The following is a 25,152-nucleotide window of genomic DNA, read 5'->3' as shown; positions in this document are numbered from 1 at the left end:
GTCGAAGGCGTCAGTTCCAGGGATCGGTGAACGACCGGCCGGGCACCGGCTTGGCGATGAGCGCCACGGCGATGAAGAAGTTGACCTGGCCGATCGCGAACATGAGCGTGGCAAGCGCCTGGGGCTCATAGACCTCGGCCGCCTGGGCGTACAGCTCGTCGGACACCCGCTCCCCGTCCGCGGACGGCGTGAGCACGGCCTCCACGAGCGCCAGCGCGGCCCGCTCGGCAACGGTGAAGTACGGCGAGTCCTGCCAGGACGCCACCGACGTGATGCGCTCCTCCGACTCCCCCGCCTTGCGCAGGAAGCCCGTGTGCAGAACGGTCAGATAGGTGCTGCCGACGATCTGCCCGGCGCGCAGCTGGATCAGGCTGATCGTGGAGCGCGGTATCGAGCCGTTTCCGGTGACCTTGAACAGCGCCGCCGAAACCGCCGCAAGCTCGGGGACGAGCTCGGCGGGGTCGTCGGCCATCCGCGGGGCCATCGGAACCTCGGCCGTGATCAAACGTGCTTCCATCACTGTCTCCTCAGCGCAAGTGTGTATCGCTTTCACTGCCCTGACGGATGGCGACGAAGGAATGTGACCGCTGGACGCCAAGAGGCGGCGCGATGTCCGCGCGCTTCTACAGCCCCATGTCGAGGGCCAGGCACGAGTAGTACTTCCATGAGCCCTCGGGGTTGTACGAACCGTTGTCCCCGCCGCTCCGCCCGGCCTTCACCTCTTCGGTCATGTCGTCGAAGACGATGCGCTCGGGAAGTCGGCCGTAGCGCTCGTGCCGCGCCGCCGTGGCGGCATCACCGGTGAGTTCCTTCTTCATGGCCGATCTCCACTTCGTCGATCGTGCGCGTGGACGGCGAACCTCATCGAACCCCGCCGCCACTCGTAGCGGCTCTCAGCCTGCACCCAGAGCCCGTCACCCGTCAAGGCGGTGACGACGCCTCTCACGGCCACCGATGGAGGTCTCCTGCGCCGGGACCAGCCCGACGGGTGGGCGAACGCTGCTCCCGCACCTCATGCACCTGGTGTCACGCCAGATGCCCGAACTGAGTCCCGGACAAGCGACCGATGTCGTCGTCCACATCCTGCTGCACGGTCTCGGTGGGTCCTGACACGATCCCGACAGGCGTCGATTCCTCCGCTGGGGGCACTGGGTGTTAATGATTAAAGGAACGGCAGCGGCACGTGGGCGCGGTCAGGCGAGACGCGCGGCGAACAGTACGGCGGTCGCGGCGGGAGCCCGTGCGGGCTTCGTCGCCCGCGGGATCATCTACATCCTGATCGGCGCTCTCTCGCTACGGATCGCCTTCTCGGACGGCGGCGGCAAGCAGGCGGACAGGGGCGGAGCCGTCGCCGAGATAGCCGGCAAGCCCTTCGGGGAGGCTCTGCTCTGGCTGCTCGGCGTAGCCCTGGTGGGCATGGCCCTGTGGCGGCTGTCCGAGGCGGCGTTCGGTCAGGCCGGGCCCGACGGCCGAAAGGCGAACAAGCGGGCGATGGCCGCGGGCCGTTCCGTCTTCTACGGCTTCGTCGCGTACTCCGTGCTGTCCTACGCCGCCGGAGACAAGGGCAGCGGCAGCGGCAGCTCGGACAAGAGTTCCCGGGACGTCACGGCGAAGGTCCTGGACTGGCCGACAGGCCAGTGGATCGTCGCCATCGCCGGTGCCGTGGTGGCCGGGGCCGGTGTGTATATCGCCGTCAGGGCCATCCGCCGCAAGTTCAAGAAGCACCTGAAGATGTCCCAGATGTCAGCGCGGACCCGTCAGGTGGTCACCTTCCTCGGGGTGTTCGGCGGTGTGGCCCGTGGCGTCGTCTTCGCCGTCGCGGGAGGCTTCGCCGTCACGGCGGCCGTCCAGCACAAGCCCGGCAAGGCCAAGGGCATGGACGACACGCTGCGCTCCTTCACCGAGACTCCTGTCGGCCCGTGGCTGCTGGTGCTCATCGCGGTCGGCCTCGTGGCCTTCGGGGTGTTCTCCTGGGCCAACGCCCGCTGGCGCAAGGTCTGACACCTCAGTACAGCTGTCTGACACCTCAGTGCAGCCACTGGTCCTGGTCCGCGGGACGGTACAGCGTGACCGCCTTCGGGAGCTTGTCGAGGACCAGGTGGCGGTGCGCGGCGTCGGTCACCTCTCCGTCGTAGGCGAAGTGCGGTTCGCCCTCCAGGATCTGCAGGTCGAGACGGCGTGCCTGAGCGGTCCTCAGGACGCGGGAGTTGTGCAGGGTCCCGGTCAGCACGGCGAGCAGGAGTCTCGTACGGGCCAGGGGGGTGCCGGCCTCCACGACGCGGATGTCGAGGAAGCCGTCGTCGAGCTGGGTGCGGTACGTCGGGGCGAAACCGGCCGGGTGGTAGATGCCGTTGCCCGCGAAGAGCAGCCAGATGCTGCGGGCCCGGCCGTTGATTATCACGGAGAGCGGGCTGCCGGTGGCCAGGATCTTGGCCAGGCCGACGGCCAGCGCGGGCCACTTGCCGATGCGCTTCTCCAGGCGCTCCCGGGCGTGGACGAGTTCGGAGTACACCCCGATGCTGAAGGTGTTGACGAAGAGCTGCTGGTCACCCCCGGTCGCGACACCGGCCGTCGCTCCGCCCGGCCAGCCGCCCGGGGTGCCCGCATCGGTCTGGGCGTCGCGCCTCGCGGGGGACGACGCCCGGCCCACGTCGGCGGTGACCGCGTCGCCGGACTGGATCGCGCGGGCGACATCCTCCATGGTCTGGTTGCCCAGATCCACGGCGAAGTGGTTGAACGTCCCGCCGGGGAAGACCGCGAGGGGCACCCGGTGGCGGGCGGCCGTCGCCGTCCCAGCGTTGACCGTGCCGTCGCCGCCGCACACGCCCAGTGCCCCGCCGTCCGCGACGGCTCGCAGGGCTGCCCCGTCGAGTAGCGCCAACAGGTCGTCGCCCGGCTCGAATGCGGTGATCGTGGCCTCGGGGAGCAATGTCCGCAGGGTTTCGACGGTGTCCTTGGTCCAGCCGATGCCGGACGACGGATTGACCACCAGGTGCAGGCCGTTGCCGTCCTTGAGGGCGGGTGCCGGTCGGCGCGGAGGAGCCGCGGCGGCAGCGGCCTCCGGCTTCACCGGCCACCAGCGGCAGGTGAGCAGCGCCGCGCCCATCCCCACCATCACCCCGGCCGCCACGCGACCCCGATGGTCCATCCCCTCACGGCCGCGCACGTAGGCCAGACCTGCGGCGAACGGCAGCACGGCAAGGCCGGAGCGGGGTGACTCCAGGACGACTCCGGTGACGAAGGCGGCAGCCGACGCCAGCGAACTCGACGGCAGGGACGCCGTGTTCGGGCGGGGAAAGACTCGGGGGAACGCGTCCCGCACAGGGCGCGCGCTGCGGGCGGCCGGCTTGGCGAGGGCGTGATTCACCGCCGCGACGATCGCGACGGAACCCGCTCCACGCAGCGCGGCTCTGCGGGCGCTCCTGTCACCCGACATCGCAAGGACCGCCGCGGTACCCAGCCACACCCCGTCGTGCCCGGCGGCCTTGCGCAGCAGGTGCGCGACGGAACTCCCCCGCACGGAAAGCGGCATGGCGAGGGACGCGGCAAGCCGGTTCCCCAGTCTCGGCATCGCCCACAGCCGTTCAGGTCGCCTCATACGCTCGCCACACCCCTGCACCTAGTGAGCCCCTGCGCGCGACCGAGCCGGACCACAGCGCTGCCTCACCTTACCGGCGCGAGCAGGTACCGATCCGGGCCCGGGGCGGCGAAAGACCGCCGCATGGACACCGCCTTCGTGGGCGCGCCGCGACGTTCAAGATCACTCGGGGCTCAGCGCCACGGTGGTGGTGATCCGCGTGAGGCTCGGTGTCTTCGGCGCCGAGCCGAACCCGAAGCGGACGGGTGGTGTGACGGGCGCGATCGGGCCGAGGTCCGCCCCGTCGAAGGAGGCGGAGACGGTGCGCAAAGGATGCAGGTCCAACGCTCCGTACCATTCCGTGCGGCCCCCACCCGCGCTGCCGCGGGTCTGCACTCCGCTCATCAGCACGCGGGCCGGCCAGTCCGTCAGAGCACTCCACGCCGGCCGGCGGGCGATCCCGTCGGGGACGGCCCGGAGGGCCAGGCCCAGCCACCCTCTCCGCCCGACGGTGAAGCGCAGGCTGAGCGGGTCAGCCGTGGCGGTCCAGGTGTCGTCGCGTACGTCCACTTCGACCGGGACGACTCGTACGGTGTCGAAGGTGTAGGTGCCGCTGATGAAGTCCGCTGTTTCCCGCGAGGGGGCAAGCAACAGCCGTTCCCCGTCCGCGTCTTCCACCATCACGTCGCTGAACGGTCCGAAGGGGGACCGCTGCCAGTGGCCGAGGACGATGCGTGTCCCGCCGGCGGTCCCCATGCCCGCGATCCAGCCGTCGAACCGCATCCGGGGCCGTCGCGGGGTGCGGCTGTGGGGCCGGTTCATCTGCCCGCTCCTGTTCGTCGGTCGTGCGGTCTCCTGCCAAGAGTGGACCAGGCGCCCCGCGGCGGAGGCCCTCGCGCCACGCCGGTCGCGCGGGAAGCACCTGTTACGCTGCAAGAGACCTGGACCGCAGTGATCGAGGAGTCGCAGACGTGGTGGGTGAAGACGACATCTCCGGATGAGATCCGGATGTGACCGGCCATCGGCCGGCGCCGCAAGGGCGCTGCTGCCGTGGCCCTCTTCGTCGTACCCCCTCTCCCCCGCTGCTCAGGGCAGAGCTCTGTCTGCCCTCACTTCTTCGAGGTCACCTCCATGTCCGACGCCGCCATTCTCTGCACGAACCTCTCCTTCGCCTGGCCGGACGACACCCCGGTCTTCCATGACCTGTCCTTCACAGTGGCCCCCGGCCGTACCGGTCTGGTCGCGCCCAACGGCTCCGGCAAGAGCACCCTTCTCAAGCTGATCGCCGGCGAACTCACGCCCGCCACCGGCTCGGTGTCGGTCAGCGGCACGCTCGGCTACCTCCCGCAGAGCCTTCCCCTGACCGGCGATCTCTCGGTCGCCGAGGTGCTCGGCGTCGCCGGGGTGATCCGCGCGCTCGACGCCGTCGAGTCCGGTGACGTGAGCGAGGAGCACTTCGCCACCATCGGCGACGACTGGGACATCGAGGAGCGAACCCGCGCCCAGCTCGACCGTCTCGGCCTGTCCGGCCTTGCCCTGGACCGCAGCCTGGACACGCTCAGCGGCGGCCAGGTCGTCTCCCTCGGGCTCGCCGCGCAGTTGCTCGGGCGCCCCGACGTGCTGCTGCTCGACGAGCCGACCAACAACCTCGACGTGGAGGCCCGGCACCAGCTCTACGACGTGCTCTCGGACTTCAACGGCTGTCTGCTGCTGGTCAGCCACGACCGCGCGCTGCTCGACCGCATGGACCGCATCGCCGAACTCGGCAGCGACGAACTGCGTTCCTACGGCGGCAACTTCAGCGAGTACGAGGAAGCCGTGCACGCCGAGCAGGAGGTCGCCGAGAAGAACGTCCGCAACGCCGAGCAGGAACTGAAGCGCGAGAAGCGCGAGTTGCAGCAGGCCCGCGAACGCGCCGAACGCCGGCAGAGCAATGCCGCCCGCAACCTCAAAAGCGCCGGTCTCCCCCGCATCTTCGCCGGCAACATGAAGCGCGGCGCCCAGGAATCAGCGGGCAGGTCGGGCCAGCTGCACGCGACCCGGGTCAGCGACGCCAAGGCCCGGCTCGACGAGGCGGGACGCGCGCTGCGCGAGGAACAGCGCATCACCCTTGAGCTGCCCGACACACAGGTGCCCGCCGGGCGCAACCTCTTCCTCGGCGAGGGGATGCAGGTCCGTCACACCGGCCGGCCCGTGTTCGCCGACGGCGGCGTCGACCTGACCGTCCGCGGACCCGAGCGCATCGCCCTGACCGGGCCCAACGGCGCGGGCAAGACCACCCTGCTGCGTCTGATCACCGGCGACCTCGCTCCGGACGAGGGGGAGATCAAGCGCAACGACGGCCGGATCGCCTATCTCTCGCAGCGCCTCGACCTGCTGGACCTGGAGCGCACCGTGGCGGAGAACTTCGCCGTGTTCGCCCCCGAGCGGCCCGAGGCGGAGCGGATGAACCTGCTCGCCCGCTTCCTCTTCCGAGGCCCGCGCGCACATCTGCCCGTGGGGGTGCTCTCCGGCGGCGAGAGGCTGCGCGCCACCCTGGCCTGCGTACTGTGCGCCGAACCGGCCCCCCACCTGCTCCTGCTCGACGAGCCGACCAACAACCTCGACCTGGTCAGCGCGGGCCAGCTGGAGAGCGCGCTCAACTCCTACCAGGGCGCCTTCGTGGTGATCAGTCACGACGAGCGCTTCCTCGCAGACATCGGAGTGAACCGCTGGCTGCGGCTGGCCGAGGGGACGCTCAAGGAGACCGGAGCGCCCGAGGTGTGAGCCGCCGGTGTGTGAAGTGGCCCGCGCCGAGGCCATGCGCCCGGCGGGCCGACCACCGACCGCATCGGACGGATTCCTGTGCCCCAGCTCCACCCCCAGCACCAACTTCGACCCCACAGCCATGCCCGACCGGCTCTGCTCGCCCATGACCTCGTACGCAACCTCGGCGGCCGACGTGTCCTGGACGGCGTCTCCCTGACCGCCTCCCCCGGCCACCGCATCGGTCTGATCGGGGAGAACGGCGTCGGCAAGTCCACCCTGCTGCGGGTCCTTGCCGGTGTGGACGAACCCGACGCGGGAAGCGTCTCGCGCCCGGGTGACCTCGGCTTTCTGCACCAGGAGATGCCCTACGACACCGGTTCGACCATCGCCGCTGTCCTCGACGAGGCGCTGCGCGAGGCCCGTGAAGACCTCGCGGAGCTCGAAAGGCTCAGCGAGGAACTCGCCCGCGTCCCCGAGGACGCCCCTGACCACCAGGACGCTCTCGACGCCTACGGCAGGCGCCTCGAACTGGCCCAGGACCGTGAGTCCTGGGACGCCGACCGCCGTGCGGCACTTGTCCTCGGCGGCCTCGGCCTGGGCGCGCTCGGGCACGACCGTACGCTCGGCTCGCTGTCCGGCGGGCAGCGCGGCCGGCTCGCCCTGGCCGCGCTGCTCGTCCGGCGGCCGTCGGCACTCCTCCTCGACGAGCCCACCAACCACCTCGACGACGACGCTGCCGCCTTCCTCGAACAGCAGCTCCGCGATCTGCCGGGAACCGTGGTGGCCGCGAGCCACGACCGGGCGTTCCTCGACGCCGTCTGCACCGACCTCGTCGACCTCGACCCGGCGGTGGAAGGACCGGTCCGGCACGGAGGCAACTACAGCGCCTACCTGAGCCAGAAGCGCGCCGAGCGGGAGCGCTGGGAGCGGCGGTACGCAGAGGAGCAGGAGGAGCTGGCGGAACTGCGCCGCTCGGCGGGCGTGACCGCGCACCGGGTCGCGCCGGACCGGGGACCGCGCGACAACGAGAAGATGGGCTACGGCCACCGGGCGGGCCGGGTGCAGAGCCAGATCTCCCGCCGGGTCCGCAACGCCACGCGACGCCTCGAAGAGCTGGAGCGCGGCCAGGTCGCACAGCCGCCGCGCCCCCTGCGGTTCGCGGCGGGAGCGCTGGCCGCCGAGGCGGAGGAAGGCCCGCAGCCCCTGGTCGCGCTGCGCGACGTACGGGTGCCGGGGCGGCTCGCGCTGGATCACCTGGAGGTGTCGACGACGGACCGGCTGCTGGTCACGGGCGGCAACGGAACGGGCAAGTCGACGATGCTCGCCGTGCTCACCGGCCGTCTCACCGCCGAGGGCGAGGTACGCAGACGGCGCGGCCTGACGGTGGGGCTGCTCGCCCAGGACACCGTGTTCGACCGGCCCGACCGCACGGCCCAGGACACCTACGAGATGACGCTGGGCCCGGAGGGAGCCGATGAGGTGCCGCTGAGCTCGCTCGGCCTGCTGCACGCGGGGGACCTGGAGAAGCCCGTCGGCAGACTTTCGGTCGGGCAGCGTCGGCGGCTCGCGCTGGCCCTGCTGCTGGCCCGGCCACCCCACCTGCTGCTGCTCGACGAGCCCACCAACCATCTCTCCCCGCGCCTGTGCGACGAACTGGAGGAGGCGCTGGGGGCCGGTCCCGGCGCGATCGTCGTCGCGAGCCACGACCGCTGGCTCCGCCGACGGTGGCAGGGCCGGGAGATCCGGCTCGAGTAACCCGGGCGCCTGCGCACGGGCGGGCGGGCGGGCGGTGACGATGATTGCGTTCCGTAATAGTCACCTGCCAGGATGGTGATGTGAATCTCGACCATGTATTCGTCTGCGGACACCCGGCCCTCGACTTCGCGGCCACGCTGCGTGCGCGTCGCTCGTCCCGCTTCGAGGTGCTGGTGACGCCGGAGCGGCTGACTGCCTGGTATCTGGAGTCCGGCCTCGTGGACGCGATCACCCCCGGTGACGAGGAGGACGTCCGGGAGGCCAGGACCGTGCGTGAGGCCGTCTACCGGCTCCTCACCAACCGCCGTCTCGGCGAAGAGCTCGACGGAGAGGCACTCGCCGTGCTCAACGGCGCGGCGCGCGGGACTCCCGTGACGCCACAGCTCACCGCGGCCGGGCGGCACAACGAGGCGACCCCGGGCCAGGCCCTGGCGACTGTCGCCCGCCAGGCCGTCGAGCTGCTCAGCGGCCCCGACGTGCCCCTGCTGAAGGAGTGCGGCAACCCGGAGTGCACGCGGGTCTACATCGACCGCTCCCGCGGCATGCGGCGCCAGTGGTGCGGCATGGAGTCCTGCGGCAACAAGCTCAAGGCCGCCGCCTACCGGGCGCGGAAGAAGACCGCCCCCGCCGTGACCGCGTAACCCCGTCCGAAGTCGGCCGCCGACGGCGGCTGAGTTTCCGCGAGGCCACACGGTCACACCATTGCCCCCCCGCTTTGCCCTCAGGGCCGTCCGGTTCACCGGACGGCCCTGACTCATGTCGCGCGCGTCGCGGCGCGAAGTGCCCTTGAAGGCAGTGACGTTGCCCGGTGACCGGCATCCGAGGACGTTTCGGCGACGAGATGCGCCAGCCAGGGTGAAGAGGTCCCGGCCACGGTCACCAAGAAGGACGGCACGACCGCCACCCGGGAGATCACCCTGGACCCGGCAACGGGCGCCCGGCGACGGTCCTTCCGGGTCGGCGAGGTCACCCGGGTCCGCTTCACCATCGAATCGGCCCACGCCGCGTCCGCGCGCAAACAGGTCGCCGTCGCCGAGATCGAGCTCTTCGGCCGCTCCGACAGCAGCCGCATCTGAACGAGCGGTGACCGACCGACGTGGAAGTGGCGCGGTCAGTCGTCGATGCCCGACCGCTCCACCCCCGCCACGATCCACCGCTGGAAGAACAGGAACACCACGAGCAGCGGCACGATCGACACGGCTGCCGCGATGAAGAGCTCGTGCAGCCTGATCACCTGTGACGTGGTGAACGACGACAGGGCCACCTGCACCGTCCACGCGTTCCGGTCCTGGCCGATGACCAGCGGCCACAGGAACGAGTTCCACGCGCCGATGAAGACGATCGTGCCCACTGCCGCGAAGACCGGCCGGGAGTTGGGCACGACCACCCGCCAGTACGTACGCCAGTAGCCGAGCCCGTCGACCCGCGCCGCGTCCTCCAACTCCCTTGGAAAGCCCAGGAAGTACTGCCGGAAGATGAAACACGCGAAGGCGGAGAACAAGGTCGGCACGATCAGACCCCGCAGCGTCGACACCCAGCCCAGCGACGAGACCAGGACGAAGCTGGGCACGAAGGTGACCGAGGCCGGGACCATCAGCGTGCCGAGGATCGCGTAGAACACCTTGTTCGCGTGGCGGTACGGGATGCGGGCCAGGCCGTAGCCGGCCAGCGAGGCAAGCAGCAGCGTGCCCAGTGTCGTCGCGACCGCGATGAGCGAGGAGTTGAGCAGGGAACGCGCGAACGGCACCGATGTGTCGTCGAAGAGTTCCTTGACGTTCCCCCAGCGCAGCGAGGAGGGGAAGAAGGTCCACTCGGGCGAGGTGATGTCGCTCTCGGCCGAGAGCCCGTTGCGTACGAGGAGGTAGAAGGGGATCAGGAACAGGAGCGCGAGGGCGATCAGGAGCGAGAGCCGCAGCGCGCGGCCCGCCCTGACCACGGCGTCGCCCCGCCCGGCCGTCGGACGCTCTCTCATTCCGCCTCCTTCCTGCCGAGCCCGAACCACTTCGCCTGCCCCACCGTCACCACCGCGATGATCAGGGCGAGCAGGACGGCGCCCGCGCTGCCCAGACCCAGGTTCTGCCCCTGGCCCAGCGCCGTGTGGTAGAGGTAGACGAGCGGGGGCCTGGCGTAGGGCGGATAGCCTCGGGAGTCCGAGAGCAGGTTGTAGAACTCGTCGAACGCCTGGAACGCGTTGATGACGAGCAGCAGCACCACCGCCACGGACGTGGCGCGCAACTGCGGGAACGTGATGTGCCGGAAGACCTGCCAGCCGGGCCGCGCCCCGTCGACCGCCGCCGCCTCGTAGAGGGTGGGGCTGATGCGCTGGAGTCCGGCGAGGAAGAGCACCATGTAGAAGCCCGCCTGGAGCCAGAGCCGCACGGTGACGATGACGGCCCAGTACCAGGGCGGGTCGGTGGTCGAGAGCCAGGCGATCTGGTCGCCGCCGAACCAGCCGAGGACGGTGTTGGCGAGCCCGAACCGCACTCCGTTGAAGATCGACATCTTCCAGATGAGCGCGGCCACGACGTAGGAGCAGGCCGCGGGCAGGAAGAAGACCGAGCGGAAGAACGCCTGGGCGCGACGCTGCCGGTGGACCATGAGGGCGAGCGCGAGGGAGAGCGCGTACGTCGCGGGGACGATGAAGAGCGAGAACACGAAGAAGGTCCACAGGCTGTCGGTGAACGCCTCGTTCCGCAGCATCGCCCTGTAGTTGCCGAAGCCGACGAAGTCGTCCGGGGTGACGGTGTTGTGGGCGTCGAAGAAGCTGAGGTAGACGCTCCAGCCGAGCGGGATGTACGTGAAGACGCCCAGGCCGAGCAGGAAGGGCCCGACGAACACCCAGAACCAGAGGGTGCGGTTCTGGTTCCCCCACACCTTCCCGCGCCGCGTGCCCTGTTGTTCGCGAGGGGCTGTCGTGGTCACGACTTCTACTTCACCCGGTCGAGCTCGGCTGACACCTTCCGCACGACTTTCTTGAGCTCCTCGTCGGGGCTCGCGCCGTCCTTGATGATGCGGCTCAGGGCGTCCTGGTAAGCACTCCTGCTGGCCGGGGTCCAGAGGAGGGGTTCGGCGCGGCCGTGGTCGGTGGTGTAGCGGACCGCGTCGGCCGCGGCGCCCTTCCTGAGCTTCTCCGCCTTCTTCGCCAGGGACATGCGGGCCGGGATGTGGAATCCGTACCCGAGGGCGAAGTCCTCCTGGCGGTCGGTGCTGTCGATCCACAGCCACTTGAGGAAGTCCTTGCCGGCCTTCTGGTGCTTGCTGCGGGTACTGACGGCGGCGGCGTACGCGCCGACCGGCACCGCGGGCTTGCCCTCGGCCCCGTCCTTCGGGAACGGCAGAACGCCGAAGTCGTCGCCGAGTTCCTTCTGCACCGTGGGCAGCGCCCACAGGCCCGACCACTGCATGGCGGTCAGCCCCTGGACGAATGCCGATGGATCGGACCAGTCGGCGGGCGCACCCAGGAGCAGCGACTTGTCGGCGTACAACTGGTGGATCTTGCCCAGGGCACGGGCGGCGGCGGGGTCGTCGAAGCCGACCTTGCCGTCGGCGGTGACGAGTTCGAGGCCGGCCGCGTACAAGGGCATGCCGCCCAGGACGCCGGCGCCTCCGTCGTTGCCCAGGAACAGGCCCTTCGTCCTCTTCGAGGTGAGCTTCTTCGCGGCGTCCACGAGCTCGTCCAGCGTCTGCGGCGGCCGCACACCGGCATCGGAGAGCAGGCTCTTGCGGTAGTAGAGCATCTGCATGTCGACGACCTGAGGGATGCCCCAGATCCTGCCGTCGTACGTCTTCGGGGCGAGGACGGCCGGATTGAAGTCATCCTTGACGCCGTCGAACAGCTCGGTGAGGTCGGCGACCTGCTTGCCCTGGATCTGGTCGAGGCTCGGCCCGTTGACCTCGAAGACATCGGGTCCTGAGGCGGTGAGGAGCGCGGCAGCGGTCTGCTCATCGTAATTGCCGGGTCGCCACTGGACGCTGACGTTCGCCTTCTTGTAGGCGGCGGCGTACTTCTTCACGGCCTGCTCGGTGCCCTGCTCGCCGTACTGGTGGTACCACTGCGACAACTTCGGCCCATCGCCTGAACCACCGTCGTCGCGGCCGGTGTTGGAGCCACATGCGCTCAGCAGCCCCACCGCCGCGCCCGCCCCGAGCAGCCCCCTGCGGCTGATGGTCATTGGTCATCCCCCTGTTCGGTCTACGCCTGCTTCCCACGGCCCAACGATCAACCATGCAGGCGGATTACGACAGGGGGACTACGGCCGTGTGTCGGCTGATCCGGGCGGCGGCAAGGCTCAGGGCGAAGGGAAGTCTGCGGGTACGCCTCCCTTCAGAGGTCCAGGATCAGGCGGGGGGATCGTGCGCGGGATACGCAGGCGTACATGCGGGCCTCGGGTGCGCCGATGCCGTCCCGATGGTCGGGTTCGCCGGACAGGACGGTGACTTCGCAGCTGCCGCAGACGCCTTCGCGGCATCCGGAGGGAAGGGCGTGCCCTGCTTGGGCCAGGGCGTCCAGAAGCGACTCGTCGGCCGGCACGGTGACGGTGCTCCCAGAGCGCGCACAGACCGCCTCGAACGGCGTGTCGGGCCCGAAGGTGCGAGCCACCGGCTGGAACCGCTCGGCGTGCAGCCGCTCGGCGGGGAACGCCGCCTCGGCACCCGCCAGCATGGCCGCGGGACCACAGCAGTAGACCAGGGTGCCCGCCTCCAGCACGGCCGCGAGAGCGTCGAGATCCGGCCTCCCCTGCCGCTCGGTCTCCACGATCCGCACCCGGTCCCCGTAGGAGCGGCGCAGTTCGTCGGCGAAGGGCATGCCGTCCAGTGACGGCCCCACGTACAGCAGGGTCGCGGGGAGTCCGGCGGCCACCGCCGAGCGCAGCATCGGCAGCAGCGGCGTGATCCCGATCCCGCCCGCGAGGAACAGATACCCCGGTGCGGGGACGAGCGGGAAGTGGTTGCGGGGCAGGGAGACATCGAGGGCGCGCCCCGGCCGCAGGAACCGGTGCACGTACTCCGAGCCGCCCCGGCTCAGCGGGTCGTACCGGACTGCTATGCGGTAGGCATCCAGGTCCGCGGGGTCCCCGCACAACGAGTACTGCCGGGTCAGCCAATTGGGCAGCGACAGGTCGATGTGCGCGCCCGGTTCCCAGGGGGCCAGCGCCCCGGCCGTGCTGCGCAGGGTGAGGGCGGCGACGTCCTCGGCGACCCGGTCGATGTGCTCGACAACGGTTTGTTGCATCAGTGGTTCCTCTGTCGGCCGGAGCGCGGCCTGGATGCTCCTATGCTTGTCAAGCTGCAGGAGCGAGGTCGGTTTGAGTGATTCGTTCCGTTGGTGTGGCGGTCAGAGCGCGGTAGACCTCGCGGGCGACGAACCGCTTGAGGCAGCGCATGATGTCCTTTTTGTTTAGCCCTTCCTTGGTGCGGCGTTCGACGTAGGCGCGGGTACGTTCGTCGAAGCGCATGCGGACCAGCACGATGGTGTGCAGGGCGTTGTTCGCCGCCCGGTCGCCGCCGCGGTTGAGCCGGTGGCGGTGGGTGCGGCCGGACGAGGCCGGGATCGGGGCGACTCCGGCGAGGTGCGCGAATGCCGCCTCGGAGCGCATGCGTTGGGGGTTGTCGCCGGCTGAGGCCAGCAGCTGCCCGGCGGTCTCGGGGCCGACGCCGAACAGTTCCAGCAGTGCTGGGGCGGCCTGCTTCACCAGCGGTCCGATCTCGCAGTCCAGCTCGGTGATCTCCTCGTCCAGCGCCAGGTGACGGCGGGCCAGTCGCCGCAGCGATGCCCGGGTCGCCGCGAGCGGGCGGGACAGGTCGTCGCCGGGCCGCAGGCGGGCGAGCGTGCGTATCAGCACGGCCCGGTCCAGCCCTGCGACCTGCTCGCGCAGCATCGCGGGCGCGGAGACAAGCAGGCCGCGGATCTGGTTCATCGCCTGGGTGCGGGCCTTGACCGCGCTGCGGCGGGCCATCCGCAGGACCCGCACCGCCTCGACCACGCCGTCCCGACTCTTGGGAACGCCGGTCGCCCGGCCGGACAGTACCGCCGTCGCGGCGGCGTAGGCGTCGATCGGGTCGGATTTTCCCTTCATCCGGCGGGTCTTGCGGTCGGGGCGGTCCACGTCGATGACGGTGACCCCGGCCGCGGTGAGAACCCGGGCAAGTTCGGCCCCGTAGGCGCCGGTGCCCTCCACTCCGACCGCTGCCAACTCGCCGCGGGAACGCATCCAGTCCAGCAGGTCGCGGTAGCCACGGATGCTGGCGGGGAACTCCCGGTCGGCCAGGTGCCGGCCGATCTGGTCGATTACCGCGGCATGGTGCGTCAGGCCGTGGGTGTCGACTCCGCCGGTGATCTCCCGGGCTTCGTGCGTCATGCTGGTCGTGTCCGTCCTTGCGAGTCCGTTCCGAGGGCGGCACGCGCCGGTCGGGCGGGTGGACAAGACAGTGACGGGGCTTCTGGACCAAGCTCCTATGAGGTCACAAGCGCCCGTCCGGCCGCGTGCATGGCGGACCCGCCGATGAACCGACAAATCCCAAACAGGACAGTCGCTGACGTCAGTCAGTAGGCGAGTCAGGCTCACCAGCGGAACCACCAATCACATCTTCACTGTCAGTAGAGCTTGCGGTAGCCGTCTTCCAGAGCCTGTTCGAGCACCTGTGGGTCCACGTCGACACCGAACTGCGCGACCGCGATCTCACCCAGCGACGGCATGTCCTCGGCCAGCGCCTGGCTCGCGGGGTCCCACAACCGGGAGCGGATCAGGGCCCGTCCGCAGTGGAAGTACGCCTCGGCCACCTCGACGACGATCGCCAGCTCCGGCTGCTTCGCCTCGGTGCGCATGCGGACCAGCACGTCGGGTTCGTCCGTGACATAGGCGCTGCCGTTGACGCGGAGCACCTCCCGCATGCCGGGCACCAGGAAGCACAGCCCGATGCCGTCGTTCTCGGCGAGGTTGCGGAACGAGTCGGCGATCTTGTTGCCGGGGCGGTCGGGAAGGGCGAGGGTCCGCTCGTCGAGGACCTTCACGAAGCCCGGGTAGTCACCGCGGGGCGAGCAGTCGGCGCGTCCCGCCGCGTCCGCCGTGGCCATCGTCAGGAACGGCGAATGCGCGATGAAGTGGCGGAAGTAGTAGTCGATACGGTCCTTCACCTTCGATTTGACCATCGCGTCGGGCTGCCCGAGCCGTGCCAGCACGTCCTCCGGGGAGACACGTCGGGGGCGCGTGGGTGCGTACGTCGTCATGGCACCTTCCTTACCTGGGCGCGGGCATCCGGCTGCGGGCGCTCGGCACCGCATCGCCGCAGTTCATGGCACTATTGTGAGCAATTACTCAGGTCGTGCGCTACTCGCTTTCACGGCCCCCCGCAGGAGGTGCCATGACGTCCGACCGCCGCGGACTTCAGCCACGTAAACAGCCCCGTCAGGTCCGGGCGGAACTCACCCGGACGCGCATCCTCGACGCCGCTGCTCACGTTTTCGCCGAGTACGGGTACGCGGCGGGGACCACGAATCGCATCGCGGAACAGGCCCGGGTCTCCATCGGCTCGCTGTACCAGTACTACCCGAACAAGGACGCGATCCTGGTCGAGCTGCTGACCCGGCACCTCGACGCCGGAATGGCAGCGGCCCCGCTCGACCGGGACGAACTGCTGTCGGAGCCGATCGAGGACGTCATGCGCTTCTACGTGCGCAGCGCGCTCGAGAACCACCGTGAGGACCCGCAGTTGCTCCGGGTGATGATGGAACAGGGGCCCCGCGCACCGGAGTTGCTGGAGCGGCTCGCACACCACGAGATGCGCCGTATCGCCACCACCCGCAAGCTGCTGCGTAATCATCCGGAGGTGCGGGTCGCGGACGTCGACGTCGCCGCCCGGCTCGTCGTCTCCACCGTGGAGATGGTGGTGCACAGGGTGATGGCCGGACCCGGCCGGATCGACGTCGCCGGCTTCGAGGACGAACTCGTCACGATGCTCACCCGCTATCTGGCGGGCGGTCCGGATCTGGCGGACGGTCCGGCCACGACGCCCGGGGGCTGACAGATCCGGTTGCGGGCGCCTCACGGCACCAGAGAGCGATGAGTTTCGTGCACGGGCGCGGTCCAAGGGTCTGTACGCGCACACCGCGAGCCGGAGGCACTCATGGAGCCCAAAGCACTACCGCCCGTTGTCGACGCCGAGACCTGGCAGCGTCAGCTCGACGACCTGCGCGTTCGGGAGAAGGCGACGACCCGGGAACTCGACGCGATCGCCGCCCAGCGCCGTCGTATGCCGATGGTCGAGATGCCCGACTACACCCTTGAGGGCGCGGAAGGCCCGGTGCGGCTGGCCGACGTCTTCGACGGCACGTCGCAACTGATCGTCTACAACCACATGTGGTTCCCCGGCGAGAAGTGGCAGTGCCCCGGCTGCACGGGGTTCACTTCGCAGTTCACGCGGCTGGAGTTCCTGGAGGGTTACGACGCCAGGTTCGTCATCGTCACGCAGGGCCCGATCGACGAGGCCCTCGCGTACAAGGAGCGGGTCGGGAACAAGATGACCTGGTACTCCACCGCGAACAGCACGTTCGGCAGCGACGTGGGCGCACCGCCCGGCGGTGGGTTCGCGGTCAACGTCTTCCTGCGTGACGGCGACACGGTCTACCGCACCTGGCACACGACCGGCCGGGGCACCGAGCAGCTCAGCCACAGCTTCGCGCTGATCGACCTGTTGCCGTACGGGCGGCAGGAGGAGTGGCAGGACTCCCCCGAGGGCTGGCCGCAGTCCCCCACCTACAGCCGGTGGGTGGGCTCGGAGGACATCGCCGCGCGCTACGGTCCGGGGGCGTCGTAGGCGTACGCCCTAGTCGTACGAGCACACCGACATGTACTCGTAGTCCTTCGTGCCCGGGGCTAGATCGAGGCTATTGCCCGCCGGCGGCAGGCCCGGCGGGCATGCGCCTCCGGTCGCGGAACGCCTTGCAGAACTCCAGGGACACCCAGATGCCCATGGCGCCGACGGTGGCGAGGACGGTGAGGCCGACGAGGAGCGGGATGATCATGCGGTCAGCGTAGCCTGCGGCCAGCTGCCCGTTCGCGACCGCCCAGGCTCCCGAGCGACGCCTCCGCCCGGATGCTCTCGTAGGCACCCAGCGCATCACACCTGTCGCGCGTGCCCGGCACCGGGAACAGCCATGCCCAGCGCTGCAGCATGGGAGCCATCGTGATCGCTACGCACAGGCCGATCACCAGCGCATACGCCCGGTCACGAAAGCCTGGCCCGGTCGGCGGCACCCCGCACGGCACACCCCACCAGCCGCTCAGGTGCTCGTGCGGGCCTTCTTCTCGCCGGCCCTGCGGGCCGTTCGGAAGTCCAGGTACGCGAGGCCGATCACCAGCACCGGGGCGAAGACCCAGAGCAGCACGACGCGAAGCGGCCCGTCCGTCAGACCGGCGATCACGGCGAGCACCGCCGCGCCGATCATGAACCCGATGAACTGCTGCCAGGTGTCGAAGCCTCCGGCCGCGACCCTCGCCGGGTACATGTCGGGGTGATCGTCGTCCCCCACCTCGTTCAGCGCGGCGCGCGCAGGACGTCTTCGTCCTTCCGACCGGGCCTGGCGCCAGGCGAAGAACCACCGCCCCAGCAGATAGAGGGCCAGGCCCCCGAGGAGGATCCACCACTCGGTGGGGCTGTCGGGAAGAGATCTTGCGAGAGTCATGGCCTCCGTGTGCCCCTGCCACACGGGAGTAGCCGATTCCGTATCGGGGGTGCGTCCTCCTGGGCGGGGGCGGCGGCGCGTGTCGGCACGGCTGTGGCGCTGACCTGAGGGAGTTGCCCGCGGGCCGCCGCGGCAGGCGTCATGATCCGGCGGTCGAGCGTCCGATTGCACCTTGCGAGCCGACAGCCGTGAGCACCGCGTCGGCCAGTTCCTCAGGAGACCGATCGCTGTCGGCTTCGATGCGGTCCAGGCCCCGCCTGTCGACGGCACCTTGCATGAGCGCTTGGTAGCGCACCGTGCGGGCCAGGAACTTCTCGATCAGGTGCTGTTCCTCGGCGGCGGCTTCCTTGTAGCGGCTGCCCTCATACATCCGGGCGCGGACGACAGAGTCCTCCGCGGTCAGCCACACGGCAGCTGTGTGAGGGGCCGTCAGTCCTGCGACGCGGTCGGGCCAGAGCGCCGCCCCCTCCAGGACCAGACCCGCTCCGGCACGTTGCCCGGCCGCGTACTCCGTGATCAGTTCCTGAATGCGGGGCCACAACCGCTCATGATGTTCCAGCACCGACGCGATCAGTTCGTCCACCGTGAGGGTTCTGTAGTGCTCCGCGACGTGCGCGGGAACTCCCCAGTCGGGCGTTCGCCAGGGGCGCCCCGGGTGCCGGGCGAGTCTGTCCGTCGACCGGTACTCGAATCCCGCTCTGTCCGCCACGACTTGGCCGACTGTCGACTTCCCGACGTGCGACGTTCCCCCGATCAGCACCACCCGCACACCAAGCATGGCTGCGACTCTACCGATGACCACTGCCCGCCACTGCCGACGCTGCCCGTCGCCCATGGGCGCCGGCGCATTCCCGCCGCGTCGGCGCCCATGGTCGGGCTGCACCGGCCGTGGAGGGGAGCTCGTCGCGGACGGTACGCCCTAACCTCCACCGTCCTCCTTTGACAGAGTCGAAAGCAGGCCGACCCTGCGCATTTCCTCTACGCCACAAGGCTCTTGCCGGCCTCGGGTGGTGCTCGCAGGTGGCCGTAACCGCGGTGGTCCCGGTGAACGCCCATCGGTTCGAGCACCCCGGGCCGGCCGACCACACCGTCACCGCGGCCACCGCGTCGCCCTGATCGTCGTACGCGACGAGACACCGGGCATCGGCGTACGGCAATCCGGCAGCCATCGCGCGGCCAGCGCTCGTCCGTGAATGCGGTCGAGTCGAACGACGCCCGATGTACGGCGGTCCGCACATGTGCCTGCTCGGGCCCGATCGCCTCGATCCGAACTCCTGGGTCCTGCACGGGATCCGTGAGGTCGCGGCGCAACGGCGTCCACGCTTCGTCGGTGTTCCAGCCCTCCTCGAACAGCAGGTCCTGGACGAGGGCGTCCATCGGCGCCTCGATGCTGGCCTTCCCCTCGGGCAGCACTCCGCGCTCCGGCTCGGTCACGTCCTGCACCAACTGCCGCGCCAGCCCCTCGTCCCGCCGCGCGTCCGGCGCGATCGTCAGCCGCAACAGACTGGGACCGTCCAGCAGCCCGACGGCGAGCGTCCGCCCGTCCCGGCTCCACATCCGGACCGCCGCGGCCGTCGCGTGGGCACCGGCGCTCCAGAACCAGCCCGGGCCCCCCGGATGCAGTTGCATCGGCGCTTCCTCGCACTGCCACTCCCAGCACGCCCACAGCCTTGCTCAGCCCGTCAACTCCCGGCTCGCTCAACACAATCACCATGCCCTGGTCAGACATCACCGCACGGCCTGTACGCACCCGGTTTACGACCGAAGGGGAGCAGGCCTCAGTCGGCGTGAAGGATCCGAAAGCGATCGGGGTCCGCCGGGTCTCGATCGACGACTTGAATCGGCGTCCGCGCCCACTGCCGGACGCTGATGCCCGGCATGCGGGAGAACCGGATACGGCCACGGGTGCCTTCGACTGCGACGCACGACCAGGATTCGGCGATGCGTGCCCGGTCCGCCCGGTCCGCGCCATGGGAACGCAGGGCTTCGGCGAGGACGGCGATCGTGTCGTACCCCTCGAAGGCGACGAAGGAAGGCACTGCGCCCAGCCGCTCACGCAGGGCCGTCCCGACTCGCGTACCGAGGGGACTGAGGCGCTCGGGCAGGTAGCGCAGGAACGGGATCGCGGCGCCGTCGCCGCCCAGCAGCGCGGCCCATTCGGCGAGCTCCGGTTGTCCGGCCGGAGCACCGATCAGGATCTCGCCGAGGCGCTGGTCGTGGCGTACGGACTTGACGATCGGCACGGCCGGGTCCGGGTGTCCGACCAGCAACAGGAGGGCTGTCGCGCCCTGCTCGACGAGTTCGTCGCACACCGTCGTGGGGGTGAGCACGCTCATGTCGAGTTCGAGGACGGTACCGCCGCGTGGAACGAGGTGGTCGCGCAGGATGCGGGTCCCGGACGCCCAGTAGACGCTCGGCTGCGTTGCCACCGCGATGCGGCTGTGGCCCGCGCCGAGAAGGAAGTCCGCGTAAACCTGCCAGCCTCGGGACTGTGGCGGGGAGAGGCGCGCGACCCATTCCGTCGGCTGTTCGGTGAGCGCGTCGAGAACCGCCGACGAGCAGAGGAACGGCAGACCGACGGCGTCTGCCCTGCCGGCAGCGGCGCGAGCGACGACGCTGTGATACTCCCCCACCGCGGCAGCCACCCCCAGAGCGGCCAATTCGTCCACGGCCGCCACTGCTCTCCGCGGATCAGCCGCGGTGTCCCGGACCACCAGCTCAAGTGGTCTTCCGGCGATCCCGCCGGCGTCATTGACTTCGCGAACTCCCAGCTCCAGTCCGGCGAGCAGGTGTTGGCCCGCTCCTACCCAGCCGGGCCGAGTGAGCGGAACGAGAGCGCCGATCCGGATGGACGCCCCGTCAGTCCTCTCCGCTCCAGCTCCTGTTCCTGGTCCCGTTCCTGGTCCCGTTCCTGCTCGCTCTCCGGGTGGCGATGGCGGCGTACTCATGAGGTGGCGTCTCCCGGGCTGCGATGGGTCATGCCGGATATTGCATCCACCGCCCTCGCCACCAGGCAACCGATTTCCTCGATCCCCTGAACGGTCAGAGAGGAAGGCGCGTCGTGCTCCGCGCTCGGCAGAAGCCGACAGTAAAGCTAAACCTGAGGGTTAAGGTCGCAACGAAACGCTCGTGGCGGATCACTCGATGTGACCGTCACTCCCGCCTCTGTGCCCAGACCGGACAGCCACGGAAGGCCCGGGCACAGCCCGGCAAGGACAGCGGCGGGCGCGGCACGGAGCACTCATCCCGCACGCTATAGTTGATCTTGAGCTCGCAGCCGGGAACTTCCGGCAGCGGGCCCCGCGTTGGTCGTCCAAGGAAAGACGCCCCGCTTCCTGCGGGGAAATGCAGGTGCAAGGCCTGCCCAGCGCTCAACGCGAAGCCCCGGACCAGATCGAATCCGTCCGGGGCTTTCTGCTGTCCCCTCCCCCGAGAAATTCGTTCGTCCTTTAACCGTGTAACCGTGCGGACCCGCGTCACACGAGCCACCATGGAGGCATGGAGCGGACAACCCTCGGCGACGTCAGCACACCGGGGCGCGTCGCCGCCGCCGGCGAGGGCATCAGCGAGGAAGAGCTGGCCCTCGCGGCACGCAATCACGGCCTGCCGCTGGAAGCCATGCATCACGACGTCACACCACCCGGCCTCCACTACGTGCTGGTCCACTACGACATCCCCATGGCCGAGGAGAGCGCGTGGCGGCTCTCCGTGAGCGGCCTGGTCCGCACGCCCCTGGAACTTGGCCTCCCGGAGCTGCGGGCGCTGCCCGCCGTCACCCACCGCGTCACGATGGAGTGCGCGGGCAACGGCCGGGCCCGGCTGCACCCGCGGCCGGTCAGCCAGCCCTGGCTGGTGGAGGCGGTGGGAACCGCCGACTGGACCGGGGTGCCACTGCGGACCGTGCTCGCGGCGGCGGGGGTGGAAAAGGGCGCGGTCGAGGCCGTGTTCACCGGCGCGGATCACGGCGTCGAGCGCGGTGTCGAACAGGACTACCGGCGCAGCCTGCCGCTTCCCGTGGACGCGGACACGGACGTACTGCTCGCGTACGAGATGAACGGCGGCCCGCTCCCGCCCCAGCACGGCTATCCGCTGCGGCTCGTGGTCCCCGGCTGGTACGGCATGGCCAGCGTCAAATGGCTGCGCGGGATCGAACTGATCGGCTCCCCGTTCACGGGCTTCCAGCAAGCCGTCGCGTATCGCTACCGGCAGACCCCCGAGGACGCCGGTGAACCCGTCACGCGCATCGCCCCGCGCGCCCTGCTGATACCCCCGGGTTTCCCGGACTTCATGTCGCGCGTCCGGGTCGTGCGCCCCGGTCCTGTGGAGCTGCAGGGGCGTGCCTGGTCCGGATACGGGCCGGTCACCCGGGTCGAGGTCAGCGCCGACGACGGCCGCACCTGGATCGACGCCAAGGTCGCTCCCCGCGGCCGGCACCGCTGGAGCTGGCAGCCCTGGCACACCACCTGGAACGCGGTCACCGGCCACCACACCCTGACCGTCCGCGCATCCGACGCCGACGGCCACACCCAGCCCCTGGAACAGCCCTGGAACCGGGGCGGCTTCGGGAACAACACCACGCAACGGGTCCCGGTGCTGTGCCACCGCCCCGACGCATGACCTGGCCGGTTGGGCCGGGTGGGGATACGTGGAAGGGGCTCGCGGAAGAGATCTCGCGGCGTGCATCCGCGGCGTTACGCCGCCGTCAGCACGTCCGCCAGCTCCTCCAGGCCCTCCACCTGCCAGTCGAAGGAGTCGCCGCTCCTCGGCGGATCCCCAACCGGGCGCTGAACATAGGCCGTTCGCATCCCCACCGCCTGCGCTCCCCGCAGATCCCACGCATGCGCGGCGACCATGAGCACCCGCTCGGCCGGGCAGCCCGCCGCCTCGATCGCGAGCCGGTAGACCCCCGGCGCGGGCTTGTAGGCCCGTACGTCCTCGCCGGACAACGCTTGGTGCCAGCGCAGACCCGCGTACGCGTTCAGCCGCAGGAGTGTCCCGCGGCTGGCATGGGACAGCCCCAGCACAGGGAACCGCCCGGCCATGCGCGCAAGCCCGGCAGCGGAATCGCCCCACGGCCTCAGCCGCTGCGACGCGCCGGCCAGCCGGCCGATGGCCAGCGGATCGCTCAGCCCGGCACGCTCGGCCACGCGCTCCGCCGCCTCCCGGTCGACGACCTCGCTGTTGGCGTACGCCCGGCGGCCCTCCTCGATACGCCGCTGCTCGCGTTCGACGTGCTCCCGCCAGACCGTGAGCAGCTGCCCCACAGACACCCCTCCCGGCGCCCCTCCGGACGGCCCGTCGACTGATGCCCCACCGGACGTGGACACCGCCTCGCTCAGGGCCGCCCGTAGTCCTCCGGTCTCATCCACCATCGTCCCCAGCACGTCGAAAACGACTGCCTGGATCTCGATGTCGACGTCGTCCGTCCCACGCATCCGGCTTCCTCTTCCTCTTCCACTTCTCGGCAACTGCAGAGCAGCTGAGCGCGACAAGGACCAGACCCGCAGCGTCACCGGTTCCACAGGTGACGAGTCTCGCTCGTTCACGCGTCACCGGTCAAGACGGTGATGCATACGGAGTCGGGCGTCGAGCCGGACGCCGAGGTGGGCAGAGTGGTCGTACTACCCTTCGAGCGTGATGAACCACATCGAGCCCCCGGGCCCGCAGTCGGCCGCCCAGGGCTCGGCCGCCGTGCGAGGCAGCGCGGCCGGCGCGGTCCGTCCGGCCAACCAGGGGCGGCGGGTCGCGGCCCGCAATCGCGCCGCCCTCATCGCCGCCGCGCGCGAAGTGTTCGCCGAGCAAGGCCTGGACGCACCACTGTCGGCAGTCGCGCGCCGCGCCGGGGTGGGGCAGGGCAGCCTCTACCGGCACTTCGCCGACCGGATCGCGCTGGCCTCCGCCGTCCTGGACGAGAACGTCCAGCAGATCGAACAGGCCGCGGACGAACCCGATGCGGACCTGTCGAGCGTCCTGGGCGTGGTCACCTGGCATCTGACCCGCTCGACGGCATTCGTCGACCTACTGCGCATACGCGGCGCTCGGGGTGACAGCGAGCAGGCCCTGGCGCTTGCCGGACGCGTCCACAGCGTCCTGTCCCGGTGCCTGCCCGCAGGCCATCGGCTGTCCGCCGACGACGCCATGCTCGCTGTCGCGATGGTCTCCGGGGCCGTCAACGGCCCCACACCGGACGAGCGGGAGGGCCGCGCGCTGGCGGCCTGGCGCCTGCTCGGCGTCGACGTGGGGCCGTTGCGGCCCGTCGAGACCGCCGCGGAAGGGTGACCGTCAGCCGCCGTTGGACTGACGGATGCCTTCGGCGAGCGCGGTGAAGCGGTAGACGTACCCGCCGTCGGGACCGCTCACGGTCATGTAGGCCTTCGTGCCGCCCTGTGTGATGGCGACGTTGGTCGCCGACTCCAGCCCCTTGGCCGCTCTGGCGGGAATTTCGACAGTGGCGAGCCGTTCGCCGTCGGGGCTGTAGACGGCCATGGCCGGTCGGCCGTGCAGTGCCTGGTAAAGGTTGCCGTCGGCGTCCACGGCTATGGAGTCGGTCTGGGCCACGCCGCCGCCGACGTGAATGGCCTCGTGCTGAGAGGTCACGGCGGTCTTGTCGGCGTCGAGCAGCAGGTACGAGATGGTGTTCTCGGCGAGTTCGCTGATCCACAAGCCGCGCAGGTCAGGGTCGAACATGACCCCGTTGGGGTGGGCGAGGCCGTCGGCCAGGACCGTGGTCTTCCCACCTTCGCGGTCGATGCGCACGATGCGCCCCTCGGCCTTGCCCGGCTTCATGCCGTGCAGGTCGCTGACGTACAGGTTGCCCTCGTCGTCGAAGGCGATGTCGTCGAGGTTCATCGTGGAGCCGTCGACCTCACCCGAGAAGAATGTGCGCGGGTCCGAGCCGTCCGGCTCGGTGCTGACGACGGATCCGGTGTAGTCGGTGAGATAGAGGCGGCCGTCGTACGGGCTGATCTGCGCGGAGGTGTAGGCGCCCGCCTTGTCGGTGTAGATGCCTTGGTGCTTTCCGGTGGCCAGGTCCACGGAAATGACTTTGGGTTCGCCAGGGGGCGCGGTGACGTCCACGACGTACAGGTCGCCGTTGTCGTCCAGGACCGGGCCCTCCAGCAGGGTCCTACCGGTGGCCTCGTGCGGGTCCGTCACGTGTGCGACCTGCGTGGCGCGGATGGTTCTTCCCTCGCCCGACTGTGCGGGGCGCGAGGCCGGGGCGGCCGAGGTCTGGGTGCCGCAGCCGGTCAGGGCCAGCAGGCCGCCGGCGGCCAGAACCGCCAGGGCGGCGCGGGGACGGCGGCGGGGCGTGCAACGAGCGTTCATGCGGTGGGGTGCTCCTTCCTGCACGTCCGAACGGCTCGGACGTGGTGATGTGCAGGAGACGTAG

Annotated in this window: 24 protein-coding genes and 1 pseudogene; 8 read left to right on the top strand and 17 right to left on the bottom strand. The window is 70.1% G+C overall.

What is annotated here, in order from left to right; genetic code table 11:
• Positions 1–10 precede the first annotated feature (10 nt).
• Positions 11–517, bottom strand: coding sequence for a carboxymuconolactone decarboxylase family protein (locus OG302_RS40170; RefSeq protein ID WP_371749682.1), 507 nt, complete (start codon positions 515–517; stop codon positions 11–13).
• A gap of 106 nt (positions 518–623) precedes the next feature.
• Positions 624–818 (bottom strand): hypothetical protein, encoded by a 195-nt coding sequence (locus tag OG302_RS40165; RefSeq protein WP_371749681.1) that lies wholly within the window; start codon positions 816–818, stop codon positions 624–626.
• Between the two features lie 340 nt (positions 819–1,158).
• On the opposite strand from OG302_RS40165, the gene OG302_RS40160 reads away from it, so the two are divergent.
• Entirely contained in the window at positions 1,159–2,001 is an 843-nt protein-coding gene (locus tag OG302_RS40160) for a DUF1206 domain-containing protein (RefSeq protein ID WP_371749680.1), read from the top strand.
• Between the two features lie 25 nt (positions 2,002–2,026).
• On the opposite strand, the gene OG302_RS40155 is transcribed toward OG302_RS40160, so the two are convergent.
• Both OG302_RS40155 and OG302_RS40150 read right to left on the bottom strand, forming a co-directional pair.
• Positions 2,027–3,598, bottom strand: a complete 1,572-nt coding sequence (locus OG302_RS40155; RefSeq protein WP_371749679.1) for a diacylglycerol kinase family protein — start codon at positions 3,596–3,598, stop codon at positions 2,027–2,029.
• Between the two features lie 162 nt (positions 3,599–3,760).
• Positions 3,761–4,399: a hypothetical protein gene (locus OG302_RS40150; RefSeq protein WP_371749678.1), complete on the bottom strand. Its 639-nt coding sequence runs from the start codon at positions 4,397–4,399 to the stop codon at positions 3,761–3,763.
• 309 nt (positions 4,400–4,708) lie between these two features.
• On the opposite strand from OG302_RS40150, the gene abc-f reads away from it, so the two are divergent.
• The 3 genes from abc-f to OG302_RS40135 all read left to right on the top strand — a co-directional run bounded on the left by abc-f (position 4,709) and on the right by OG302_RS40135 (position 8,721).
• Positions 4,709–6,343 (top strand): ribosomal protection-like ABC-F family protein, encoded by a 1,635-nt coding sequence (gene abc-f, locus OG302_RS40145; protein ID WP_371749677.1) that lies wholly within the window; start codon positions 4,709–4,711, stop codon positions 6,341–6,343.
• A gap of 78 nt (positions 6,344–6,421) precedes the next feature.
• Complete coding sequence (locus OG302_RS40140; protein ID WP_371749676.1) at positions 6,422–8,080, top strand: ABC-F family ATP-binding cassette domain-containing protein; 1,659 nt, start codon at positions 6,422–6,424, stop codon at positions 8,078–8,080.
• Positions 8,081–8,160: 80 nt separating this feature from the next.
• On the top strand, positions 8,161–8,721 hold the full coding sequence (locus OG302_RS40135; RefSeq protein WP_371749675.1) for an ABATE domain-containing protein: 561 nt from the start codon (positions 8,161–8,163) through the stop codon (positions 8,719–8,721).
• A 470-nt stretch (positions 8,722–9,191) separates the two neighbouring features.
• On the opposite strand, the gene OG302_RS40130 is transcribed toward OG302_RS40135, so the two are convergent.
• The 6 genes from OG302_RS40130 to OG302_RS40105 form a co-directional block, all read right to left on the bottom strand.
• On the bottom strand, positions 9,192–10,052 hold the full coding sequence (locus OG302_RS40130; RefSeq protein ID WP_371749674.1) for a carbohydrate ABC transporter permease: 861 nt from the start codon (positions 10,050–10,052) through the stop codon (positions 9,192–9,194).
• Entirely contained in the window at positions 10,049–10,954 is a 906-nt protein-coding gene (locus OG302_RS40125) for a carbohydrate ABC transporter permease (RefSeq protein WP_371750377.1), read from the bottom strand. The genes OG302_RS40130 and OG302_RS40125 overlap by 4 nt, the downstream gene beginning before the upstream one ends.
• A 53-nt stretch (positions 10,955–11,007) precedes the next feature.
• Positions 11,008–12,252: an ABC transporter substrate-binding protein gene (locus OG302_RS40120; RefSeq protein WP_371749673.1), complete on the bottom strand. Its 1,245-nt coding sequence runs from the start codon at positions 12,250–12,252 to the stop codon at positions 11,008–11,010.
• Positions 12,253–12,404: 152 nt separating this feature from the next.
• A complete protein-coding gene (locus tag OG302_RS40115; protein ID WP_371749672.1) occupies positions 12,405–13,313 on the bottom strand; it encodes a 2Fe-2S iron-sulfur cluster-binding protein in 909 nt (302 codons plus the stop codon).
• Between the two features lie 49 nt (positions 13,314–13,362).
• Positions 13,363–14,439 carry an IS110 family transposase gene (locus OG302_RS40110; RefSeq protein ID WP_371525446.1) on the bottom strand — a complete coding sequence of 359 codons (1,077 nt, stop codon included), beginning with the start codon at positions 14,437–14,439 and terminating at the stop codon, positions 13,363–13,365.
• A gap of 236 nt (positions 14,440–14,675) precedes the next feature.
• The gene (locus tag OG302_RS40105) at positions 14,676–15,308 is read right to left on the bottom strand and encodes an MSMEG_1061 family FMN-dependent PPOX-type flavoprotein (RefSeq protein WP_371749671.1); all 633 of its coding nucleotides are present in this window, start codon (positions 15,306–15,308) and stop codon (positions 14,676–14,678) included.
• Positions 15,309–15,442: 134 nt separating this feature from the next.
• On the opposite strand from OG302_RS40105, the gene OG302_RS40100 reads away from it, so the two are divergent.
• Together OG302_RS40100 and OG302_RS40095 are read left to right on the top strand one after the other, a co-directional pair.
• Positions 15,443–16,102 (top strand): TetR/AcrR family transcriptional regulator, encoded by a 660-nt coding sequence (locus OG302_RS40100; RefSeq protein ID WP_371749670.1) that lies wholly within the window; start codon positions 15,443–15,445, stop codon positions 16,100–16,102.
• Positions 16,103–16,204: 102 nt separating this feature from the next.
• Positions 16,205–16,894: a DUF899 domain-containing protein gene (locus OG302_RS40095; protein WP_371749669.1), complete on the top strand. Its 690-nt coding sequence runs from the start codon at positions 16,205–16,207 to the stop codon at positions 16,892–16,894.
• Between the two features lie 70 nt (positions 16,895–16,964).
• Here OG302_RS40095 and OG302_RS40090 read toward each other — a convergent pair whose 3' ends face one another.
• The 5 genes and pseudogenes from OG302_RS40090 to OG302_RS40070 all read right to left on the bottom strand — a co-directional run bounded on the left by OG302_RS40090 (position 16,965) and on the right by OG302_RS40070 (position 20,710).
• Complete coding sequence (locus OG302_RS40090; RefSeq protein ID WP_371749668.1) at positions 16,965–17,102, bottom strand: hypothetical protein; 138 nt, start codon at positions 17,100–17,102, stop codon at positions 16,965–16,967.
• 258 nt (positions 17,103–17,360) lie between these two features.
• Positions 17,361–17,762: a hypothetical protein gene (locus OG302_RS40085; RefSeq protein WP_371749667.1), complete on the bottom strand. Its 402-nt coding sequence runs from the start codon at positions 17,760–17,762 to the stop codon at positions 17,361–17,363.
• Positions 17,763–17,901: 139 nt separating this feature from the next.
• Positions 17,902–18,345, bottom strand: a complete 444-nt coding sequence (locus tag OG302_RS40080; protein ID WP_371749666.1) for a hypothetical protein — start codon at positions 18,343–18,345, stop codon at positions 17,902–17,904.
• A 428-nt stretch (positions 18,346–18,773) separates the two neighbouring features.
• A pseudogene (locus tag OG302_RS40075) lies at positions 18,774–19,476 on the bottom strand (GNAT family N-acetyltransferase); the annotation flags it as partial.
• Positions 19,477–19,540: 64 nt separating this feature from the next.
• A complete protein-coding gene (locus OG302_RS40070) occupies positions 19,541–20,710 on the bottom strand; it encodes an ABC transporter substrate-binding protein (RefSeq protein ID WP_371749665.1) in 1,170 nt (389 codons plus the stop codon).
• 550 nt (positions 20,711–21,260) lie between these two features.
• Between OG302_RS40070 and OG302_RS40065 the strand changes: the two genes are divergently transcribed.
• Entirely contained in the window at positions 21,261–22,379 is a 1,119-nt protein-coding gene (locus OG302_RS40065; protein ID WP_371749664.1) for a sulfite oxidase, read from the top strand.
• 74 nt (positions 22,380–22,453) lie between these two features.
• Here the strand turns inward: OG302_RS40065 and OG302_RS40060 are convergent, their stop codons facing one another.
• On the bottom strand, positions 22,454–23,197 hold the full coding sequence (locus OG302_RS40060) for a haloacid dehalogenase type II (RefSeq protein WP_371749663.1): 744 nt from the start codon (positions 23,195–23,197) through the stop codon (positions 22,454–22,456).
• 202 nt (positions 23,198–23,399) lie between these two features.
• Between OG302_RS40060 and OG302_RS40055 the strand changes: the two genes are divergently transcribed.
• The gene (locus OG302_RS40055) at positions 23,400–24,041 is read left to right on the top strand and encodes a TetR/AcrR family transcriptional regulator (protein ID WP_371750376.1); all 642 of its coding nucleotides are present in this window, start codon (positions 23,400–23,402) and stop codon (positions 24,039–24,041) included.
• Positions 24,042–24,044: 3 nt separating this feature from the next.
• Here the strand turns inward: OG302_RS40055 and OG302_RS40050 are convergent, their stop codons facing one another.
• Positions 24,045–25,088 carry an SMP-30/gluconolactonase/LRE family protein gene (locus tag OG302_RS40050; RefSeq protein WP_371749662.1) on the bottom strand — a complete coding sequence of 348 codons (1,044 nt, stop codon included), beginning with the start codon at positions 25,086–25,088 and terminating at the stop codon, positions 24,045–24,047.
• Between the last annotated feature and the right edge of the window lie 64 nt (positions 25,089–25,152).

Source organism: Streptomyces sp. NBC_01283 (assembly GCF_041435335.1).
GTDB lineage: Bacteria > Actinomycetota > Actinomycetes > Streptomycetales > Streptomycetaceae > Streptomyces.
The sequence above is the reverse complement of the archived record's forward strand: the minus strand, read 5'-3'. Positions and strand labels throughout refer to the sequence as shown.

What these genes read in the sequence shown, in the direction of transcription:
- OG302_RS40170 (WP_371749682.1), bottom strand. Translation starts at nt 517, where the DNA reads ATGGAAGCACGTTTGATCACGGCCGAGGTTCCGATGGCCCCGCGGATG.
- OG302_RS40165 (WP_371749681.1), bottom strand. Translation starts at nt 818, where the DNA reads ATGAAGAAGGAACTCACCGGTGATGCCGCCACGGCGGCGCGGCACGAG.
- OG302_RS40160 (WP_371749680.1), top strand. Translation starts at nt 1,159, where the DNA reads ATGATTAAAGGAACGGCAGCGGCACGTGGGCGCGGTCAGGCGAGACGC.
- OG302_RS40155 (WP_371749679.1), bottom strand. Translation starts at nt 3,598, where the DNA reads ATGAGGCGACCTGAACGGCTGTGGGCGATGCCGAGACTGGGGAACCGG.
- OG302_RS40150 (WP_371749678.1), bottom strand. Translation starts at nt 4,399, where the DNA reads ATGAACCGGCCCCACAGCCGCACCCCGCGACGGCCCCGGATGCGGTTC.
- abc-f (WP_371749677.1), top strand. Translation starts at nt 4,709, where the DNA reads ATGTCCGACGCCGCCATTCTCTGCACGAACCTCTCCTTCGCCTGGCCG.
- OG302_RS40130 (WP_371749674.1), bottom strand. Translation starts at nt 10,052, where the DNA reads ATGAGAGAGCGTCCGACGGCCGGGCGGGGCGACGCCGTGGTCAGGGCG.
- OG302_RS40120 (WP_371749673.1), bottom strand. Translation starts at nt 12,252, where the DNA reads ATGACCATCAGCCGCAGGGGGCTGCTCGGGGCGGGCGCGGCGGTGGGG.
- OG302_RS40115 (WP_371749672.1), bottom strand. Translation starts at nt 13,313, where the DNA reads ATGCAACAAACCGTTGTCGAGCACATCGACCGGGTCGCCGAGGACGTC.
- OG302_RS40110 (WP_371525446.1), bottom strand. Translation starts at nt 14,439, where the DNA reads ATGACGCACGAAGCCCGGGAGATCACCGGCGGAGTCGACACCCACGGC.
- OG302_RS40105 (WP_371749671.1), bottom strand. Translation starts at nt 15,308, where the DNA reads ATGACGACGTACGCACCCACGCGCCCCCGACGTGTCTCCCCGGAGGAC.
- OG302_RS40100 (WP_371749670.1), top strand. Translation starts at nt 15,443, where the DNA reads ATGACGTCCGACCGCCGCGGACTTCAGCCACGTAAACAGCCCCGTCAG.
- OG302_RS40095 (WP_371749669.1), top strand. Translation starts at nt 16,205, where the DNA reads ATGGAGCCCAAAGCACTACCGCCCGTTGTCGACGCCGAGACCTGGCAG.
- OG302_RS40090 (WP_371749668.1), bottom strand. Translation starts at nt 17,102, where the DNA reads ATGATCATCCCGCTCCTCGTCGGCCTCACCGTCCTCGCCACCGTCGGC.
- OG302_RS40085 (WP_371749667.1), bottom strand. Translation starts at nt 17,762, where the DNA reads ATGACTCTCGCAAGATCTCTTCCCGACAGCCCCACCGAGTGGTGGATC.
- OG302_RS40070 (WP_371749665.1), bottom strand. Translation starts at nt 20,710, where the DNA reads ATGAGTACGCCGCCATCGCCACCCGGAGAGCGAGCAGGAACGGGACCA.
- OG302_RS40065 (WP_371749664.1), top strand. Translation starts at nt 21,261, where the DNA reads ATGGAGCGGACAACCCTCGGCGACGTCAGCACACCGGGGCGCGTCGCC.
- OG302_RS40060 (WP_371749663.1), bottom strand. Translation starts at nt 23,197, where the DNA reads ATGCGTGGGACGGACGACGTCGACATCGAGATCCAGGCAGTCGTTTTC.
- OG302_RS40055 (WP_371750376.1), top strand. Translation starts at nt 23,400, where the DNA reads ATGAACCACATCGAGCCCCCGGGCCCGCAGTCGGCCGCCCAGGGCTCG.
- OG302_RS40050 (WP_371749662.1), bottom strand. Translation starts at nt 25,088, where the DNA reads ATGAACGCTCGTTGCACGCCCCGCCGCCGTCCCCGCGCCGCCCTGGCG.